The organism is Corynebacterium choanae (assembly GCF_003813965.1).
Lineage (GTDB): Bacteria > Actinomycetota > Actinomycetes > Mycobacteriales > Mycobacteriaceae > Corynebacterium > Corynebacterium choanae.
Map to the genome: position 1 here is coordinate 1 of NZ_CP033896.1, position 18407 is coordinate 18407.

Consider the following 18407-nt stretch of genomic DNA (forward strand, 5'->3'; position numbering starts at 1 on the left):
GTGACTGACACCGCCACTTCACCGGAGCATGTGTGGAGCCAAGTCTTCACCGTGCTGTTGACGTCGCATCCCGGTGCGGCTTCGCTGTCAAATGAACAACATCGGGCGTTGGCCGATATCACCCCGGTGACGTTACTGCCCGACATCGCGGTGCTGCAGGTCACGAGCCAAGCGGCGAAAGAAGTAGTGGAGAAGTCCTTAAGTGAGGCGATTGCTGATGGTTTCGCCACCGTCACTGGGCAACGCTGCGCGATTGTGGTCTCCGTTCACACTGCTGCGGCTACACCTCCCCAACGTGGCGGGGCACCAACGGATGCAACTGGCGGGGATCATCCGGCGTCAACTAGCGGCACTCCCGCAGCAACTGGTGTCACTGGTGCAGCGGCAGCAGGGGAGGAACATTCCCCTGTTGAGTCAGGCACGGATGTGACACCAGAGACCAAACCGGCCGATGCGCAAGCGGCTTCGACAACTGATGATGCCGCCGCCATGAACTATCCACTGACCAACCTCATCAACGAGGTAAACCAGGCGGCGGCCAGTGGCGATACTGCGAAAGAAACCCAGCTGCGGGAAAAACTCGCCGAAGCCGAAGCAGCCCTTGCCAGCGGCAAACTGCCGATTGTCGACTTTTTGAAAATATATAAACGCCCACCGGGGGCGTTTGCTGATCCGGCTGTGGAAGCGGAAGCCGCCACTGTTACCTCACCGATCAGGCCGCAACCCGGGTGGGAAAAACCGACGAACACCACAACTGAGCCCCCGGCAGCCGACCCGCACACCCCGCTCACGCAGCCTGTTCCTGCCCCCGCCGCGGCAGCCCCCTCCACCGCGGGGGCGCGTCTGCCTAGGGAAACTGCCACCCGCAGCGGCGAAGGCATGCTCAAACCCGACGATCGCTACACCTTCGACACCTTCGTAAAAGGTCCGTCGAATAACTTCACCTGTGCAGCGGCGATTGCGGTGGCCGAACAGCCGGCAACCACCTACAATCCGCTGTTTATCTACGGGCCGTCAGGGTTAGGGAAAACCCATCTGCTGCGGGCAACAGGGACCTATGCCAAGTCGCTGAATCCGAAACTTCGCATCAAATACGTCTCCAGCGAAGAATTCACCAACGACTACATCAACTCCACCCGGGACGACCGGCAGGAATCCTTCAAACGCCGCTACCGGGAACTCGACATTCTCATGGTCGACGACATCCAATTCTTGGCCGGGAAAGAACTCACCCAGGAAGAGTTCTTCCACACCTTCAATTCGCTGTTTCTTGCCGACAAGCAGATCATTTTGACCTCTGACCGGGGACCGAAAGAACTCACCACATTGCATGATCGGCTCGTCACCCGCTTCCAACAAGGGCTGATCACCGATATTCAACCCCCAGACTTGGAAACCCGCATCGCTATCTTGTCGAAGAAAGCGCAGCTTGAACATATTCATGTGACCCGGGATGTGTTGGAATTTATCGCCCAGCATTTCAAATCATCGATCCGGGAACTCGAAGGGGCACTCATTCGGGTTTCGGCGGCAGCGTCGCTGAACAACGAGCCGCTGACGGTCGACAGCGCAAAACATGCACTCAGCCATATTCTTCCCGACGAAGCCGATATGCAGATCACCCCAGAGGTGATCTTGGAAGTCGCTGCCGAATATTTCAACCTGTCGACCGACGAGTTGACCGGACCGGGGCGCACGAAACGAGTCACTCATCCTCGCCAGTTGGCAATGTATTTGTGTCGGGAGCTCACCGACTTGTCGCTGCCCAGTATTGGCCGAGCATTCGGCGGCAGGGATCACACCACAGTGATGTATGCCGATCAGAAAATTCGGGAAAAGCTTGCCGCAAACCGGGACACGCTCGACGAGATTCAGCAGCTCACCCAGCAAATCAAACAGCAGGCACGCGGCTAACCTATCCGCCTGCGTCTCCTACTGGCAGCCCGCGCCGCTGCGCCACCTTAAACCCCGATAACGCCGAAGACCGCACATCGTGTTGTCTTCGGCGTTGCGCAATTTCTACGGATCTTGCCAATAACGATCACCGGCTTGCGGTAGTAATCCGGGCGCCTGCACGGTGAGTAACCGCCGACGGACAGCGACAAGGCCACTGCAGCTGCTAGGAGGCCGCCTTGGCACAGTTTGCGTATTTACCCAGGTCGCACTGTTTCGGGGGTGATGAGTAGGGGGATGTGGAGAAAAAAATTTTTTCTTCACCGCACGCTGCAACGACGTTATCCACAGGCTTATGCACAAGTGTGTAATTACAAGGATGTAATTCCGTCACACAGATCACAGGCGCCCCGGATGAGCTGGGGAAACATAATGTGCAAAACTTGTGGACAAGCGCCAAAATTCTGGGGATAACTACCACCCCTATTGTGGATAACCAGAAAGCCGGCCGGTCCATCCACAATTTTGCCGAATTTTCCACATGTTCTCCACACCGGAAATCACAGTCTAACTTCCTAGATAACCTGGGCTGATACGGTGAATTCACAGTTTGCACAGGACCTACTGTTATTACCAACGAAATCAATCAGTTCTCTTGGGTAAAAATGGGCACTGGGGAAGCAGATTTGCAGCCCCAGATGGCACAGAGACCGAGTTGCACCGGGCTGTTTTCACAGACGGTGATTGGCAGGTAGTTTTTTCTAGTGTCACAACAACCGGTTCGTGGCCGATAGCAAACACCGCAACCATCATGTGGTGTAGCGCCATCGCGGCCGTTGATGCTCACCTACCCTGGAGTAAGTGATCTCCTGCAGGGGATGGTGCACAGGTAACTGATTGGTCGTTAGTGGATGCTGAGAATGAAAAGGAGCGGTGGGAACAGCAATGGATGTTGATCAGATTGCGTTTGAGGTAGCAAATAGCGAACTTGCACAGGCGGTGAGTTGGGTTGCCCGTAAACTGCCGTCAAATCCAGCACAGCCGGTGCTCAAAGGCATTCGCATTGTTGCCGAAGATGATGTTTTAGAGATCTCCGGATATGACTACGAGGTCTCGAATCTGGTGCGGATCCCCGCTGATGTGGAATCCCCCGGCAAGATCGCACTTGCCGGTAAGTTGCTTTCCGATATCACGAGCAATTTGCCGAAGGAGACGGTGAAGTTCGACTGTGATGGTTCACTGATCACCGTGGATTGCGGTAGCGCCCACTTCGAGCTTCCAGCGATCCCTATCGATGATTATCCCGCGTTGCCAGTGCTGCCAGAGCCCACTGGTTCTGTTGATCCGCAAGGTTTTGCGTGGGCTATTCAACAGGTTGCAGTTGCTGCCAGCAACGACGATGCGCTGCCGATGCTCACCGGTATTTACATTGCGATCACCGGCGATGAGATGCTGCTGGCAACCACCGACCGGTTCCGGATGGCGGTCCGGAAACTTTCTTGGAATGCCCTCGATAAAACCCTCGACACGCAGCTGCTCGTACCGGCGAAAACCCTCCTTGATTCGTCGAAAACGTTAAGCTCTGCCTCCAGTGAAGATGTGGTGTTGGCTGTCAGCGACGCGGAACAAGGCCACCGGCTGCTCGGCCTGCAATCCGGTGATCGGAAAACCTCGACGCGGCTCATCGATGCGGAATATCCCAACTTCCGGCCACTGCTTCCGGAACGACACACTGCCACCGCAACTGTGGCAATTGATCAACTGCTGCAGGCGGTGAAACGGGTGTCGTTGGTTGCTGACTCAGCCGGCCAGATTCGGCTGCAGTTTACCGACGGTGAACTCATTATCAGTGCTGGTGGGGCGGATGCCGGAAAGGCACAGGAATCCATCCCGTGCGCATTTTTTGGCGACACAATTGTTACCGCTTTCCGCACCCAGTATCTTCGCGAAGGCCTGCAGGTTATGGCTTCCGATCGGGTATTTTTCGGATTCACCGAGCCACATCGTCCCGTGCTGCTTGCCCCCCAACCGGAGGAACTCCCCGAACAGACAGAAGATGGGTTCTTCCCCGCCCCGCAAACCGATTTCCAATATGTGCTGATGCCTGTTCGCACTAGCTAGTCGCCCAATGCTGCACACCCCTGGTCATTGGGGGCGGTGATGATGCATCATCCCGCCCCTGCCACCGGGGTCGTGGCGTGTTGCGCGCTTCATGCCCGCTGCGAACTTGCACGAATTGGTGAAGGATCTCCTCACAAATATGCGTATCACCCAGCTTGCCTTGCAGGATTTTCGTTCCTGGGACACGTTTTCCTGTGAACTGCCTGCAGGTGTCACTGTGTTTGTGGGACGCAACGGGCAGGGCAAGACCAATATTGTGGAAGCTGTCGGCTATCTTGCCCATTTGCAGTCGCATCGGGTGTCTCACGATGTGCCGCTGGTTCGGGAAGGCGCAACAGCGGCACGGATTAGTGGGGTCGTGCAACATGAAGGCCGGGAACTTACCGCCCATGTGCTGATTAAACCGAAGGGCAGTAATCTCGCGCAGATCAACCGCACCCGGCTCGATTCGCCCCGGCAGCTGCTCGGGGTGGTGCGCACCGTGTTGTTTGCCCCGGAAGATTTAGCACTTGTCAAAGGTGAACCAGCTATTCGTCGCAGCGCTATCGACGAGATCATTGCCACCCGTACCCCGCGGCTGGCAGGGGTGAAACATGACTATGACAAGATTCTGCGGCAACGAAACGCACTATTGAAATCAGTTGCCGCCCAGTCCCGACGCAGCTGGATGCATGATGAAACAACCGTCACCACTTTAGATGTGTGGGATAGCCAACTTGCGGCACTTGGCGCCCAGCTGATGGTGGCACGCACAGCAGTGTTGCACCAGTTGGGCGGTCTTGTGCATGCGGCGTATGCGTCGATCGCCCCAGAATCGCGTCCGGCTGGAATCCACTATGTGCCCAGTATTGCGACCACGTTGCAACAGTTCGGCAGTCCACATGCCACTTCCAACACGGATACAGCTGGGCTGCAGGAACTCTATGAGGCAGCCTTGTTGACCGCGCTTGGGCAGGCGCGCAGCAAAGAAATTGATCGAGGAATGACCCTTGTCGGCCCGCACCGCGACGATGTAGAGCTGTTGTTAGGCAGTCAGCCGGCAAAAGGGTTTGCCAGCCATGGGGAAACCTGGTCGATGGCGTTGGCGTTGCGGATGGCTACCGCCGAACTGTATCGCGGTGACGGGGTGAATCCGATTGTGATTTTAGATGATGTGTTTGCCGAACTTGATGCACGTCGTCGCACGCTGCTGGTCAATACGTTAAGCGATAGTGAGCAGGTGTTGATTACTGCGGCTGTGGGTGATGATCTGCCGCGTGAATTGGATGCTGCAGTTGCTGCAACGCATATGGTGAGCACTGTGTATAGTGCCGGCAGCCGGGTATCCCGCTTGGATGCACCTGCGGCAACTGGTGAGGCTGACGCTGCCCAGACGGTGAATGCTAGTGGGGATACCGATGCTGCGAGCAGGAGCAGCACAGCCAGGGACAACAATGACTCGGGGGAGGAATGACCGTGCAGAACTCTCGTGGCACCACACCTCACCCGCACAAGCGCAGTGCTCCCGCACAGTCCGCCACTGATGGCACCCGCTCTGCGGGGGGATCTGCTCGCCAAGAATCTGCTTCCGTGCAGGGGGAACATCACGATTTGGTCGATGGGGCGTTTGCTGCTGCCCGGTCTATGGCGAAAGCTCGCGGTGGACGACTGCCGTCACTGCGTTATCAGGGCACCCCAGCGAAAACCATTACCGGATTTGGGCACACCTATCAGCAGGAGCCGCGGCGGCTTGCTGCTGCTGATCCTCAGCAAGAACGCATTGCATCGATTCTTGCCGCTATGACAGAACCGGCAGGTGATGCGGCCAGCGGTAAAGACTCGGAGGAATCGTCCTCCGGCGGGAATCCTGTTACTGCCACTGTGTCTGCTGCAGATGATCGCATAACGGCAGTTGATGAGCCGGCAAATGGGGACGATGCTGCAACAGCGAAGGACACACCGCCGCTCGACGAGATAACCGTCGCGCAATATGTGCTGCACAATATGGGGGAAATCCCACCGTCGCTGCTGGAGTCGATCAGCCGCATTCAGCTGCATGCCACTGATGCCAGTGGGCGTCGCCGGAAACGCCACCAGGAACTGGAGAAACTCGGTGACGTGTTACAGCGGGAGATCGCTGATCGGGGATGGCGGCAAGGGATCTCGAGCGGGGTGATTATGGGTAATTGGCGCTCGATTGTTGGCGACACGATCGCTGATCACACAAAAGTCGAAATGATTAAAGAAACCACCTTGTTTCTGTCGACAGATTCGACAGCGTGGGCGACGAACCTGCGGCTCATGCAGCCGATGCTACTGCAACGTATCGCAGAAAAAATTGGCGACGGATATATTACGACGCTGCATATTTTCCCACCCCGCACCAGCGGTGGCTCGCGGCGTGGCCGCTGGCAGTCATCGAACACTCGCCGCCGCTAGCCGGGAAGCATAGAGCCAGTCACCGCTTTTATAACAATGTCTGCACGAAAGGGGTCGCAACAGATAATAGTTGGCGAGGTTGTTGGTGTTCACGAGGAATCGGGGTGGTTGCCCGGTTGGGGTGGTGGCAGTGGGGTTTGCCGGACAGAACAGTTCTCCATGGTGGATTCATTGCGGTGGTAAAGAAGGTGAGAACTAACAACCAGCGGGTGGCAGATCGTCTCTCTTGGCTTGCGCAGGGCTACCCAAGAAGAGTTTTCTGCAGGTTTTCTGCAGGGAAAGAAAGAGGCAGGTGGGTGTGCCCGTGTGGTGAGAAAACGCACTGCAAACAGTGTAAGATAGAGGGGAAAAACGTCTGCTTGCGACCCCAGGGACTACCCCTGGTTCTTTCTTTGCAGTGACCAGTCTTGCGACTCATCATGTTGTGGCAGGTCAGCTGGTAAAAAATGGTCTGCCTGGCAGCAAACCGCAGCAGCGGTGATTTGTTCGACATCGAAGATCCCAAGGAGCGTCGCCACTCGTGACCGCTACAGAGCACAAATATGACGGTAGTGCGATCACTATCCTGGAAGGGCTGGAAGCAGTCCGGAAACGCCCAGGTATGTATATCGGCTCAACCGGCGAAAAAGGTTTGCACCATCTGGTGTGGGAGGTTGTCGACAACTCCGTCGATGAGGCGATGGCAGGTTATGCCGACAAAGTTGATGTCACCCTGCTGGCTGACGGCGGTGTTCAGGTCGTTGACAATGGTCGTGGTATTCCTGTTGATCTGCACCCGTCAGGTCCGCCCACGATTCAGGTGGTCATGACCCAGCTGCACGCCGGTGGCAAATTCGACTCGGAATCCTATTCGGTTTCCGGTGGTTTGCACGGTGTGGGTATCTCGGTGGTTAACGCCTTGTCGACGAAGGTAGAAGCCGATGTGAAACGCGACGGCTATCACTGGATTCAAAACTTCACCAATGCAATCCCTGATCCGTTGATCCAGGGTGGGAAAGCTCGCGGCACCGGGACGACGATCCGGTTCTGGCCGGATGCGGAAATCTTCGAAACTGTCGATTTCAAATTTGATACGATTGCTCGCCGCCTGCAAGAGATGGCGTTCCTCAACAAGGGGCTCACGATTACCTTCACTGACCTGCGGGTGAGTGAGGAAGAAGCAGCGCTTGACGAGTTAGCAGAAAATGTTGACAAGGTGAGCTTGGAAGATGAACAAGCCGCTTTGGATGCTGCGGAAGCTACAGCTGATTCCGATGATGAGTCAGCTGAGCCGGCAGCGAAGGCCAAGCCGAAAGTGAAAAAGCGGGTCTTCCACTATCCGGACGGGTTGAAAGACTATGTCCGCAATATCAATAAGACGAAAACCCCGACGCATCCGACGATCATTGCTTTTGATGCTAAGGATGAGCACAACGAGCTCGAGATCGCGATGCAGTGGAACACCTCCTATTCGGAGTCGGTGCACACCTTCGCCAACACCATCAACACGATGGAGGGTGGCTCCCATGAGGAAGGGTTCCGGGCGGCAGTCACCTCGTTGATGAACCGCTATGCGCGGGAACACAAGCTGCTGAAAGATAAAGAACCGAACCTTACCGGTGATGACTGCCGGGAAGGGCTCGCAGCAGTGGTGTCTGTGCGGATCGCTGACCCACAGTTCGAAGGGCAGACGAAGACGAAGCTGGGCAACACTGAGGTGAAATCCTTTGTGCAGCGCAGCGTCAACGAGCAGCTTACGCACTGGATGGAAGCGAATCCGGCTGAGGCAAAAGAAATCATGAATAAGGCGATTTCTTCCTCTCATGCCCGGCAGGCGGCACGGAAAGCCCGCGAACTGGTGCGCCGGAAGTCGGCAACCAATCTTGGTGGATTGCCTGGTAAGTTGGCGGACTGCCGGTCGAAGGATCCGAAGAAGTCGGAGCTGTATCTTGTGGAGGGTGACTCTGCTGGTGGTACCGCAAAGTCGGGGCGTGATTCGCTGTATCAGGCGATTCTGCCGTTGCGCGGCAAGATCCTCAATGTGGAGAAAGCCCGACTGGATAAAGTGCTGAAAAACAATGAGGTGCAGGCGATTATTTCTGCCCTCGGCACCGGTATTCACGACGAGTTTGATATCAACAAGCTGCGGTATCACAAGATTGTGCTGATGGCCGATGCTGACGTCGACGGTCAACATATTGCTACGTTGCTGCTAACGCTGCTGTTTAGGTTTATGCCGCAGCTGGTCGACAATGGGCATGTGTATTTGGCGCAGCCGCCGCTATATAAGTTGAAGTGGCAGTCCGGTTTGCCTGGGTTTGCCTACTCGGATGCGGGTCGTGACCAGCAGCTGGAGGAAGGTCTGGCGCAGGGTCGGAAGATCAACAAGGACGACGGTATTCAGCGCTATAAGGGTCTGGGTGAGATGAGTGCGAAAGAGCTGTGGGAAACCACGCTCGACCCAGAGACCCGCACCTTGCGGCAGGTGACGATGGAAGATGCGAACGCCGCCGATGAGATTTTCTCGATTCTCATGGGTGATGACGTTGTTGCACGCCGCTCATTTATTACTCGTAACGCTAAGGATGTGCGGTTCCTCGACGTGTAATCGTCACCGCAGGTAGCGCGCAACCCCTATGCCGACACGGTGGTGTTGTGCGCCTGCGGTGTCACACCTGCAGGAATGCGTTGCTTGAATCCTGCGCACTCCATGTACACCCCAAGGAACAGTGGACTGGTAGTTTTTCGCCTATCAGCTGCTGTTTTTTGGGGTGTTGTGCTTGGTGCTGTCTTGGGCATCGGGGCAAAGTCACTGGCACTCGATGCCTCCCGGTGACTATCTGTCACTGGTCACAGTGGCGGCTGCTAGACCTGTGGCGCGTAGCGTTGCACGATCGCTGCCATCGGGCCTAGTGCTGGTTTCAATAGTGGGACTGCCCGGTTCCGCAGTGAGGCATAAAGTTTCGCTAGTGCTTTGTTGTTTATCCGGTCAGTGTGTTTATCGGCATGTGACAGCAGATAGTCGGCAACATTATCCGGGTCTTGTAACACATACGCGGAGAAGCTTTCCGCGGTGTTGTCTGCGGTGTAGGCATCCCACAGCGGCTGCATCGCATCAGCGAATTCGGGGATGACCGCTTGCACGCTGCGGTTGATGAGATTGGGGTCAGTTTTCTTCACTGCCCCGACGGTGGTTTTGATTGCGGTGCCGGTAAATCCCTTGTAGCCGGCGATCGTATCGTCGATGAGGGTAACAAGTTCGGCCGCAATCTTTGGTCGCTGTTTCGAGGTAAACGCTTCACGCAGGGTAGTCACAGCGTGTCAGTGTAGTTTATTGTTCCCGCACAAGTGGCGGGCACCGTTGTGGCTGGGACGAGTGCCTCCTGCCACGCGGGGGTGCTGTTGTAACTGTTTTATTCCAGGCAATACGGCAATGCGGCAGGTGGGGCAGTATTGCAGCAACCCTTGCCAAACGTTGCCTGAAGTTGGCGGCGGGGTTCGACAAGGGTTGCTGTTTTTGAGAATTTGCTGTCGTGATTCTTCCTCACACAGTCGATGACTCAGCGCACACGAGTGCCACATCAGCCACAGCTATTCACTGCAATCACAACAGTCACTTATGTTACACATTGTTGGAACACAGGCAAAGACTTTCCCGAAAAAGCAGCGGTTCACCTGCTATCCAGTGGGGGTATCACGGGCCGCAAAATCACTAGCCCGTCGTAGATATACTGCCGCGGCAAGCTTGGCAAACAAGGCATTGTCCTGCGACAACGGGGTAAGTTTGAGCAAAGTTTCTGCTAACGCGGCGGCAGCCTCGTCCGGGGTGGGAAACAGGGGCACACCATGTAATTTCGCCCCGCACACACTTGCCGCGGCCACCAGTGCCGCATGATCGACAATGCTGGCCGGGGTTTCAGCACAAAACACCTGCGCCACGCGGTATAGCTGGTCAGCGGGGAAATCCACCGCCGGTATTGCTGCACCCGCACGCGGCGTGGCAGCGATAAGCGGCAGCGGGGAGTGGTTTGTCATCTGGGACACCTCAACATCTCCTCGGCGGATACATGAAAAGTTGGAACTCCATCAAACGTCATTGTTGCCAGGAGATGCTGATTGCCCCGAACCTTCAGACCCGAACCTTCAGGCAGGTGCAACACCTGGGGAATCGGCCGATGAGTGACACCGGGATGGTGTTGCACCATCACCAAACATTGGCAACGACAATGGTGTTCAAATTGGCAACGACACCAGGGTTCTTTCAGCCCTAGTGCAGTGTGTTGCCTGTCCTAGTGCAGTGTGTTGCCTGCCCTAGGGCCGATGTTTCGCTTTGGCTTGGGTGATTGCTTGTTGGGTTTCCCGATAGTCGGCCAGCAGCTCATAGGCCAAATGATGCACTTCACTGTCAAGCAAGCTGCGTGCTGCAGCCGCCACAATGGCGCGCACCGCCGCATCATGTTTACTGCGGCCTTGCGCCGCAGCCAACAGCGTTAACGCCCGATCTTCTTCCGCGGAAAGCCGCAATGTCATGGCCACCAGCATTAATCCTTTCATCACCGTTGGACGAACGTGCTGCAGCTGGTTGCCGCGTTTTGTGGCGCCGTGTGCTGCCCCTGTTCGCCAATATGGTATCACTGTGATACCAAGCATCGTGGGGTAAAACGGTCAAATACGCCCTCAACGGCCCTGTAGCTGCCAAAGCGTGCCACAACCACGTAGAATAGTGACGTTGTGTGTGTACACACCACGCACATGGTGACACGGATCTGTAATTGACCACCTGATCGCAATATGCACCGGAAACAACATTGCTGCGGCTCTGGCTGTCAAGGTGCAAGGCAAAACCACAGTGCCGCGGACAGGCAGCATGCCGTGCGAAATACAACCTACCTGTGCAACATCAAATAACTCGTGTGCAAGTAGTCGCATCCTGTGCGGCGACTGCACAACGAACAAAAAGACATCCCAATTGGGAAGGAATAACAACCAGTGAGCGACGACATTCACGGCGGAGAAACCTTAACCGACCGTATTCAGCCGATTGATATCGCTGAAGAAATGCAGTCCAGCTATATCGACTATGCCATGTCGGTGATTGTTGGCCGTGCCCTTCCAGAGGTGCGTGACGGGCTGAAACCAGTGCACCGACGCATCCTCTATGCGATGTTTGACTCCGGCTATCGTCCGGATCGCTCCTATGTGAAGTCTTCCCGCCCAGTGGCAGACGCCATGGGTAAATTCCACCCGCACGGCGACTCGGCAATCTATGACACCCTGGTGCGTCTCGCGCAGCCATGGTCGATGCGGTATCCGCTCGTCGACGGACAAGGTAACTTTGGTTCCCCCGGTAATGACGCGGCGGCGGCGATGCGTTATACCGAGTGTCGTCTCACCCCGCTGGCGATGCAGATGGTGCGCGATATCCGCGAAGACACTGTCGATTTCCAGCCCAACTATGACGGGAAAAACCTCGAACCGGTAGTGTTACCGGCCCGGGTGCCCAACCTGCTGATGAACGGCTCCGGCGGTATTGCTGTCGGTATGGCGACCAATATTCCGCCACATAACCTGCGGGAACTGGGCGAAGCTATTTTCTGGCTGCTGGAAAACCCTGATGCGGAGCCAAAAGAAGCACTGGAAGCATGCATGGAACGTGTCCATGGACCAGACTTCCCAACCGCTGGGCTTATTGTTGGCGATTCAGGTATCAAGGACGCATACACCACCGGTCGTGGATCGATCCGGATGCGGGGTGTCACCGCCGTAGAGCAAGAAGGCTCCCGCCAGCAGATTGTTATCACCGAACTGCCATACCAGGTCAACCCGGATAACATGATCTCCTCGATCGCGGAACAGATCGAGTCAGGCAAACTTACCGGCATCTCTGATATTCAAAATGAGTCATCTGACCGTATCGGTATGCGGATCGTGATTTATCTCAAGCGGGATGCGGTACCGCGGGTGGTGCTCAATAACCTGTATAAGCATTCACAGCTGCAAACCTCTTTCGGTGCGAATATGCTCTCCATCGTCGATGGGGTGCCCCGCACGCTGCGGCTGGATCAGATGCTGCGCAACTATGTCAAGCATCAGATCGAAGTGATTGTGCGGCGTACCCGCTACCGGTTGCAGGAAGCGGAAAAGGAAGCCCATATTCTGCGTGGCCTGGTCAAAGCCCTCGACATGCTCGACGAGGTTATTGCTTTGATTCGGCGATCCTCGACACCGAATGTGGCACGCACCGGCTTGATGGAATTGCTTGATATCGACGAGATTCAAGCAGACGCCATTTTGGCGATGCAGCTGCGTCGCCTGGCGGCAATGGAGCGGCAAAAGATTATCGACCGCTTAGCTGAGATCGAAGCGGTTATTGCTGACTTGAATGACATTCTTGCCCGCGAAGAACGGCAGCGGGAAATCGTGCGCGACGAGCTGAAAGAGATCGTCGACAAATATGGTGATGATCGCCGCACAGAGATCATTGCCGCAACCGGCGATGTCACCGAAGAAGATCTCATCGCCCGGGAGAATGTGGTGGTCACCATCACCTCCACTGGCTATGCCAAGCGCACCAAAGTTGACGCGTACCGTTCCCAAAAACGCGGCGGGAAAGGGGTGCGTGGCGCTGAACTCAAACAAGACGATGTGGTGCGGCACTTCTTTGTCTGCTCGACCCACGACTGGATTTTGTTCTTCACCAACTATGGTCGGGTCTACCGGTTGAAAGCCTACGAATTGCCGGAAGCCTCCCGGACTGCCCGCGGTCAGCATGTCGCTAACCTGCTGAGCTTCCAACCAGGGGAAACCATTGCTCAGGTCATCCAGATTCAAAGCTACGACGATGCTGACTATTTGGTGCTTGCTACCGCCCAGGGCAAGGTGAAGAAGTCGAAGCTTACCGACTATGACTCTTCCCGCTCTGGTGGGTTGATCGCTATCAACTTGGCAGAGGATGATCGCCTCATCGGTGCGGCGTTAGCCAGTGCTGATGATGATCTGCTGCTGGTCTCTGATCAGGGGCAGGCGATTCGTTTCACCGCTTCTGATGAGGCGCTGCGTCCAATGGGTCGTGCCACCGCCGGTGTGCGCGGTATGCGCTTTAGGGGCGACGATCAGATGCTGGCCATGTGCGTGGTGCGTGAAGGCGGTTCGCTGCTGGTGGCTACCTCCGGTGGCTACGGTAAACGCACCAAGCTGGAAGAATATCCGACCAAGAACCGTGGCGGACTGGGGGTGGTGACCTTCAAATACACCCCGAAGCGCGGGAAACTTATCGGTGCACTCACCGTCGACGACGATGATCAGATCTTCGCGATTACCTCCGCAGGTGGGGTGATCCGCACCGAAGTTGGCCAGATTCGTCCCTCGTCCCGGCAGACTATGGGGGTGCGGCTCGTCAACCTGGAAAAGGGTGTGGAACTGCTGGCGATTGACCGGAATGTGGAAGAAGAAGGCGAAGAAACTGCCGAAGCCGTCGCGCACGGTGAACAGCCAGGTCGACAACGGGGCGCGGAGCAGACCGTTGACGACGCCGTAGAAACCATCACCCCGGCAACCGCAACAGAAAAGACGGACGCCTCCGGTGTGCCGATCGACGACAGTGGTCAAACACCTGAGGTACTCGAATCGACCGAGCATGGCACGAGTTTGCTCGACGAGGATGGCAATCTCGCCGATACTGACGACGAACAGGAATAACAACCTAAGTATCACCGCCTAGCGGATATGCCCATCAGTGAAGCATGTCCGCTAGGGGGACTGCTCCTGTTTCAGATCAGATGCTCGAAGTGGATATTTTTATCATCTACTCACAACACCTGCCGCGGCTAACACCACCGCGGCAGGTGTTTGCCGAAAGTGGCACCGCTTGTGCTGCGCTACGGTATCGGTTTTTGCGTCCAGTTTCCTTGTATCCGGCAACGACCCGGCTAGAGTAGATGTGACAGCCCCATCAACAAGGTGGTTTTGCCCGCAAGGTTTTCTGCAGCGGCAAGGAATCCCTCTGGTGGTTGCGGCTGGGGACACCGGTGGTGGGCAACCATCGACGGTTGTTGATACCCGCACAGGCAGCATTCCCTGGTGTCAGCTCAGCTGCCTTAATCGTTGGTTTACTCGTCAAGGAGCATTGTCGAATTATGCACACGCTGCGCAAGGTCGCTATTCACCGGATTTCGCCGCTGTCTGCGTTCCGCACCGGCTTAGCGCTGTCCCTGGCAGGTCTTGCTGCCTGGATTTTGTGCGTCATCATTTTGTATTTTGCCCTCGACTCGGCAGGAATCTGGGCCAAACTCAACGAAGTCATTGGTGGTGCCGGCGGCGATGAGATCGTCACCTTCGGTACCGTGTTGTCGATCGCCAGCCTGCTGGGGTCGCTTGCCGCCATTGTCACCACGGTGCTCGCACCGCTTATTGCGGTGATCTACAACGGTCTTGTGGAACTCTTTGGTGGAATCACACTGCACGTCGACATGCTGGACTAGCTGCGAACCACCGACAAGGTGATGATGCCGCGGATCCACCACACCACCGAACAGTGGGTAACCGACGCTGCCAGATGACTTCGGCAAAATTGCATCACTGCAGTTCAGGGCGGGTATTGCGGCGCCATGTTTTGCCGATTTGCCAAAGTTTACGGCGACACTGTAAAGTTTCTTCTCGTTCAAGGGGCCTATAGCTCAGGCGGTTAGAGCGCTTCGCTGATAACGAAGAGGTCGCAGGTTCGAATCCTGCTAGGCCCACCATGAATAGTATGGTACACTCCATAACGTTCATGATCTTGGGGCATTAGCTCAATTGGTAGAGCACCTGCTTTGCAAGCAGGAGGTCAGGAGTTCGATTCTCCTATGCTCCACAATCAGTCCCCTACCTGATAGCAGGTAGGGGACTTTTTCGTCCCCTGAACACTTCGCCACCAGTAAGTTCGGTTGCAAGGACACCAGGGGGACTTAGGGGTTTGGGGGACACAATGGGGGCGCTTCCAGCGTTCGTGGCACCTCGGGTGGCAAGACTTTCGTATCAGTGCAAAGCACACATCGGTATCACTTGCCGGGTGTGTGATTGCTGAGCTACTCCCTTCTACATATGCGCCATAGAGGCCTAGCCCTGCCTGGCGGGATCGAAAGTTGGCTCTAAGGTCTGCCAGTTGCGGATACTGGTGCACAGGTGGGTGTCTGCCCTGCCACATGGGTGGATTGCCGTTACAGTGGGGCTATGACTCACTCCGCCCCCGCATCAATTGTTGCCTGCGTCTATGCGGACACGGACTGCACTCGGATGGATCTGCAGCGCACCTTCGCCTCCCTGTTGAAACAAACCATTCCACCACACGGTGTCATCGTGTTCGCGGCTGAACGCTTGGACGGGGATTGTGAACGAATCATCCACGACACCGGTGGTGTTGCCTACTACTATCCGGGCATGGGAGGGGCACTTCCCAGCGATCTGGGGATATTGGTTGCCCAAGCGATCCGGCAAACCACAGCAGAGGTTGTGCTGATTATCGCGGCCGGTGCCGTCGCGAATCAGGAGCGAATCGCCCAACAACTCAGCCACTGGGAGTATCGGGAAGCACTCGGCAAACCGGTGGGGCTAATCGGGAGCGCCTACTATGAATTCCCAGCGGCAGTGGAATTTAGCGATCCCCTTGATCTGGTAGCACACAATCTTGGGGTGCGCTCATCGGCGGCAAGTGTTTCCGCCGCCCAGCTGGCCGCAGTCTCCGCGGAGCAGCTGACAAAACTCACCCATCCGGGCACCTGGTTGATCACCCCTGCCGGAATAAAGACACTCGTTGCGCTGCCACCTTCAGATTTTGCCGGCGAGTCGTTTCTTCACCTGTGGCATAAAGTAGCAACCCAGCTCGCGACAGCTACCGCAATGCACCATGTGGCGCAGCCATTGACCTGGATACCGGTAGTAACACGGCAAACCAAAAAGCTGCGCCACAAGCGCAGCAAAGCACAGGCGAAATCAAACCGATCAACCATCATGGTTGGGCAAAAAATAGCCAGGCGCCGGGCACTTGCTAGTGAGACTGCCACGCAGCAGGAAACGATCCAATCACCGGCTCGTGCATCAGGGCAGGAACCGTCCTTACCACCGCACCCCACTGGAAGCCGCCCTAACCCCTCCGAGCATGCCCGCCAATCGTCGTGGCTCAAGCGGCTATTGGGACGCTAACTCATATACCGATGCAGTAAGTATGTATATGCCAATGCAGGAAGTATGCCGCAGCCTGATCTGATGACTGCTGGTGCGGCATGTCGGGTGCGATTCCACGAAACCGGGTGACGGCGGATGATGGGTCAACATCAGTCACACCAGTTGGTTGCGACTATTGGCCGGGGGCCTGCGGCGCGTCAGCGGAAAGGAACCTCTGCGATTGTGCGCCGTAATTTTCTGGTGTGCAGCTTACCCGGTTTACTAGCCAGCTTCTCGACGGTCAACAATGCACAGGCAACATGGTCACGCTTGGACGAGGCATAAAAATTCTGCGCCTGGGCGGGAAGTTTCGGCACATTATGCAGCGGCAGATCACTCACTGACAACAACGTGCCATACGGCACCCGATAGCGGTAGCCATTGGCGGCCAACGTTGCCGACTCCATATCCACCGCCACCGCAGTTGAAGCAGTCAGTAACTTCCATAATTTCTCCGGGGTATGCCATTCCCAGTTGCGATCATCGGTGGAAAGCACCGTGCCGGTGCGCAGCAGTGACTGGCTGCTGCCAAAAACCTGTTGCACAGCTTTTTCCAGGGTGCGTTGAATCTCTGGGATGGCTGGAATCGGAATATCGCCGGAAAGATGATGATGCAAAATATGGTCATGCCGCTGATAGGCGTTGCCGAGGATCAAATCCCCAATGCGCATCCGTCCATCAAGTCCGGCACAGTGCCCAATCATGATCCAACATTCGGGGCGAAGCACAGCGACACAGTCGGTGATTGTTTTCGCATTTGACGGACCTACCCCAATATTGATCAGCGACACCCCGGTGCTGTCATTGGCAATAAGATCCACCCGTGGCATTTGCCGATTCGTGGCGGCAGCTGCCGTGACAGCAGCGATCGTCTCATCGGCGGGTGCATCGGCAGGAAACCGGGTGAGCACCTGCTCCCGGGTGAGGAGTTCCCCATTAGGCAGGCGCAGCCCCGTGTAGCGGGTGGTCGGGTCGGCAAGCCGGTCGAGCGCGAGATGCACAAACTGTTCTGTGTGCATCGCATAGTTAGTAAACAGCAAATAGTGTTGCAAATCTTCCACCGGATTGCCGGTGTAGTGCATGATCCGCTGTAATGCGATATCAACCCGGGCGGGTGAAAAATGAAACAGTGGCTTGTCGCCGTGGTGGAAGGCCTCCCAGCTGCCGTCGATAATGCCATCATCAACATCATCCAAACTTGGGTGAGCAATTGCAGCTTCCCCGGTGGCGGTTTGTTCCGCCCGCCAGGTAGTAATCCGATCAACCATGGTCGAATGCAGCGGCAGTGGTAAATATTCCACCGGGATCCGTTGCTGCGAGTTGGTGACAGTGACTGCCGCAGGATAGTTGTGCAGGAGATGGGTGAGCTGGTTGATGAAATATGGTGCAAGCAGCTGCGGGCGGCTGAGGATGGCTGTATAGCGCCCTGGTGCATCGACATAGCCATAGGGGGCGGTGCGATCAATTGGTCGCCAGCGGGTAATGGTGACGGTCAGCTGCGGATAGGTCACCTGCTGCCAGCGTGTACCAGCCTCCCCGCAGCTGAGGGTGGTGTCGTTGATAATAGCCTCGGCGGCGTCAACACTGCGCTGATAGCGGTCTTCCAATTCGGCGACAATAGCTGTGGCCTGAAGGCGGGCTTGGTCCCAGGTGAGTGGATGAGCTGGGGCATCCCAAGTCGCTGCTGAGGTGGCATGGTTTGCTGGCTGTGCACTGCGGTCGGATGGTGTGGGGGCTGTGCTGTGGGGGGTTATGTGCTGATTCATCTCCTCTTTGATGCTAGTAACAACTATCCG

12 protein-coding genes and 2 tRNA genes are annotated in these 18407 nt (G+C 56.3%); 10 read left to right on the plus strand and 4 right to left on the minus strand.

All coding sequences use genetic code 11. From position 1 onward, the window contains the following. Positions 1–30 precede the first annotated feature (30 nt). The 5 genes from dnaA (at position 31) to gyrB (ending at position 9019) form a co-directional block, all read left to right on the plus strand. Positions 31–1914, plus strand: a complete 1884-nt coding sequence (gene dnaA, locus CCHOA_RS00005) for a chromosomal replication initiator protein DnaA (RefSeq protein WP_221339805.1) — start codon at positions 31–33, stop codon at positions 1912–1914. A gap of 924 nt (positions 1915–2838) precedes the next feature. Continuing rightward, positions 2839–4014 carry a DNA polymerase III subunit beta gene (dnaN, locus tag CCHOA_RS00010; RefSeq protein WP_123925544.1) on the plus strand — a complete coding sequence of 392 codons (1176 nt, stop codon included), beginning with the start codon at positions 2839–2841 and terminating at the stop codon, positions 4012–4014. A gap of 139 nt (positions 4015–4153) precedes the next feature. Continuing rightward, complete coding sequence (recF, locus tag CCHOA_RS00015) at positions 4154–5467, plus strand: DNA replication/repair protein RecF (RefSeq protein ID WP_123925546.1); 1314 nt, start codon at positions 4154–4156, stop codon at positions 5465–5467. Positions 5468–5469: 2 nt separating this feature from the next. After that, the gene (locus CCHOA_RS00020) at positions 5470–6432 is read left to right on the plus strand and encodes a DciA family protein (protein ID WP_164472320.1); all 963 of its coding nucleotides are present in this window, start codon (positions 5470–5472) and stop codon (positions 6430–6432) included. A 520-nt stretch (positions 6433–6952) separates the two neighbouring features. Next, positions 6953–9019, plus strand: coding sequence for a DNA topoisomerase (ATP-hydrolyzing) subunit B (gene gyrB / locus CCHOA_RS00025; RefSeq protein ID WP_123925549.1), 2067 nt, complete (start codon positions 6953–6955; stop codon positions 9017–9019). 257 nt (positions 9020–9276) lie between these two features. Here gyrB and CCHOA_RS00030 read toward each other — a convergent pair whose 3' ends face one another. The 3 genes from CCHOA_RS00030 to CCHOA_RS00040 form a co-directional block, all read right to left on the minus strand. Next, complete coding sequence (locus tag CCHOA_RS00030; RefSeq protein ID WP_123925551.1) at positions 9277–9726, minus strand: DUF6918 family protein; 450 nt, start codon at positions 9724–9726, stop codon at positions 9277–9279. A 363-nt stretch (positions 9727–10089) separates the two neighbouring features. Continuing rightward, positions 10090–10446, minus strand: coding sequence for a hypothetical protein (locus tag CCHOA_RS00035; protein WP_123925553.1), 357 nt, complete (start codon positions 10444–10446; stop codon positions 10090–10092). Positions 10447–10722: 276 nt separating this feature from the next. Continuing rightward, positions 10723–10947 (minus strand): CopG family transcriptional regulator, encoded by a 225-nt coding sequence (locus CCHOA_RS00040; protein WP_123925555.1) that lies wholly within the window; start codon positions 10945–10947, stop codon positions 10723–10725. A 453-nt stretch (positions 10948–11400) separates the two neighbouring features. On the opposite strand from CCHOA_RS00040, the gene gyrA reads away from it, so the two are divergent. From gyrA to CCHOA_RS00065, 5 genes are all read left to right on the plus strand, one after another. After that, positions 11401–14109 carry a DNA gyrase subunit A gene (gene gyrA, locus CCHOA_RS00045; protein WP_123925557.1) on the plus strand — a complete coding sequence of 903 codons (2709 nt, stop codon included), beginning with the start codon at positions 11401–11403 and terminating at the stop codon, positions 14107–14109. 437 nt (positions 14110–14546) lie between these two features. Beyond that, a complete protein-coding gene (locus CCHOA_RS00050; RefSeq protein ID WP_123925559.1) occupies positions 14547–14891 on the plus strand; it encodes a DUF3566 domain-containing protein in 345 nt (114 codons plus the stop codon). Between the two features lie 184 nt (positions 14892–15075). Beyond that, a tRNA-Ile gene (locus CCHOA_RS00055) sits at positions 15076–15152 on the plus strand. 37 nt (positions 15153–15189) lie between these two features. Next, positions 15190–15262 (plus strand) — tRNA-Ala (locus CCHOA_RS00060). Between the two features lie 359 nt (positions 15263–15621). Then, positions 15622–16590: a hypothetical protein gene (locus CCHOA_RS00065; protein ID WP_123925561.1), complete on the plus strand. Its 969-nt coding sequence runs from the start codon at positions 15622–15624 to the stop codon at positions 16588–16590. Positions 16591–16769: 179 nt separating this feature from the next. Here CCHOA_RS00065 and amn read toward each other — a convergent pair whose 3' ends face one another. Then, positions 16770–18377, minus strand: a complete 1608-nt coding sequence (gene amn, locus CCHOA_RS00070; RefSeq protein WP_123925563.1) for an AMP nucleosidase — start codon at positions 18375–18377, stop codon at positions 16770–16772. Positions 18378–18407 lie beyond the last annotated feature (30 nt).

What these genes read in the sequence shown, in the direction of transcription:
- dnaN (WP_123925544.1), top strand. Translation starts at nt 2,839, where the DNA reads ATGGATGTTGATCAGATTGCGTTTGAGGTAGCAAATAGCGAACTTGCA.
- CCHOA_RS00050 (WP_123925559.1), top strand. Translation starts at nt 14,547, where the DNA reads ATGCACACGCTGCGCAAGGTCGCTATTCACCGGATTTCGCCGCTGTCT.
- CCHOA_RS00035 (WP_123925553.1), bottom strand. Translation starts at nt 10,446, where the DNA reads ATGACAAACCACTCCCCGCTGCCGCTTATCGCTGCCACGCCGCGTGCG.
- CCHOA_RS00065 (WP_123925561.1), top strand. Translation starts at nt 15,622, where the DNA reads ATGACTCACTCCGCCCCCGCATCAATTGTTGCCTGCGTCTATGCGGAC.
- recF (WP_123925546.1), top strand. Translation starts at nt 4,154, where the DNA reads ATGCGTATCACCCAGCTTGCCTTGCAGGATTTTCGTTCCTGGGACACG.
- amn (WP_123925563.1), bottom strand. Translation starts at nt 18,377, where the DNA reads ATGAATCAGCACATAACCCCCCACAGCACAGCCCCCACACCATCCGAC.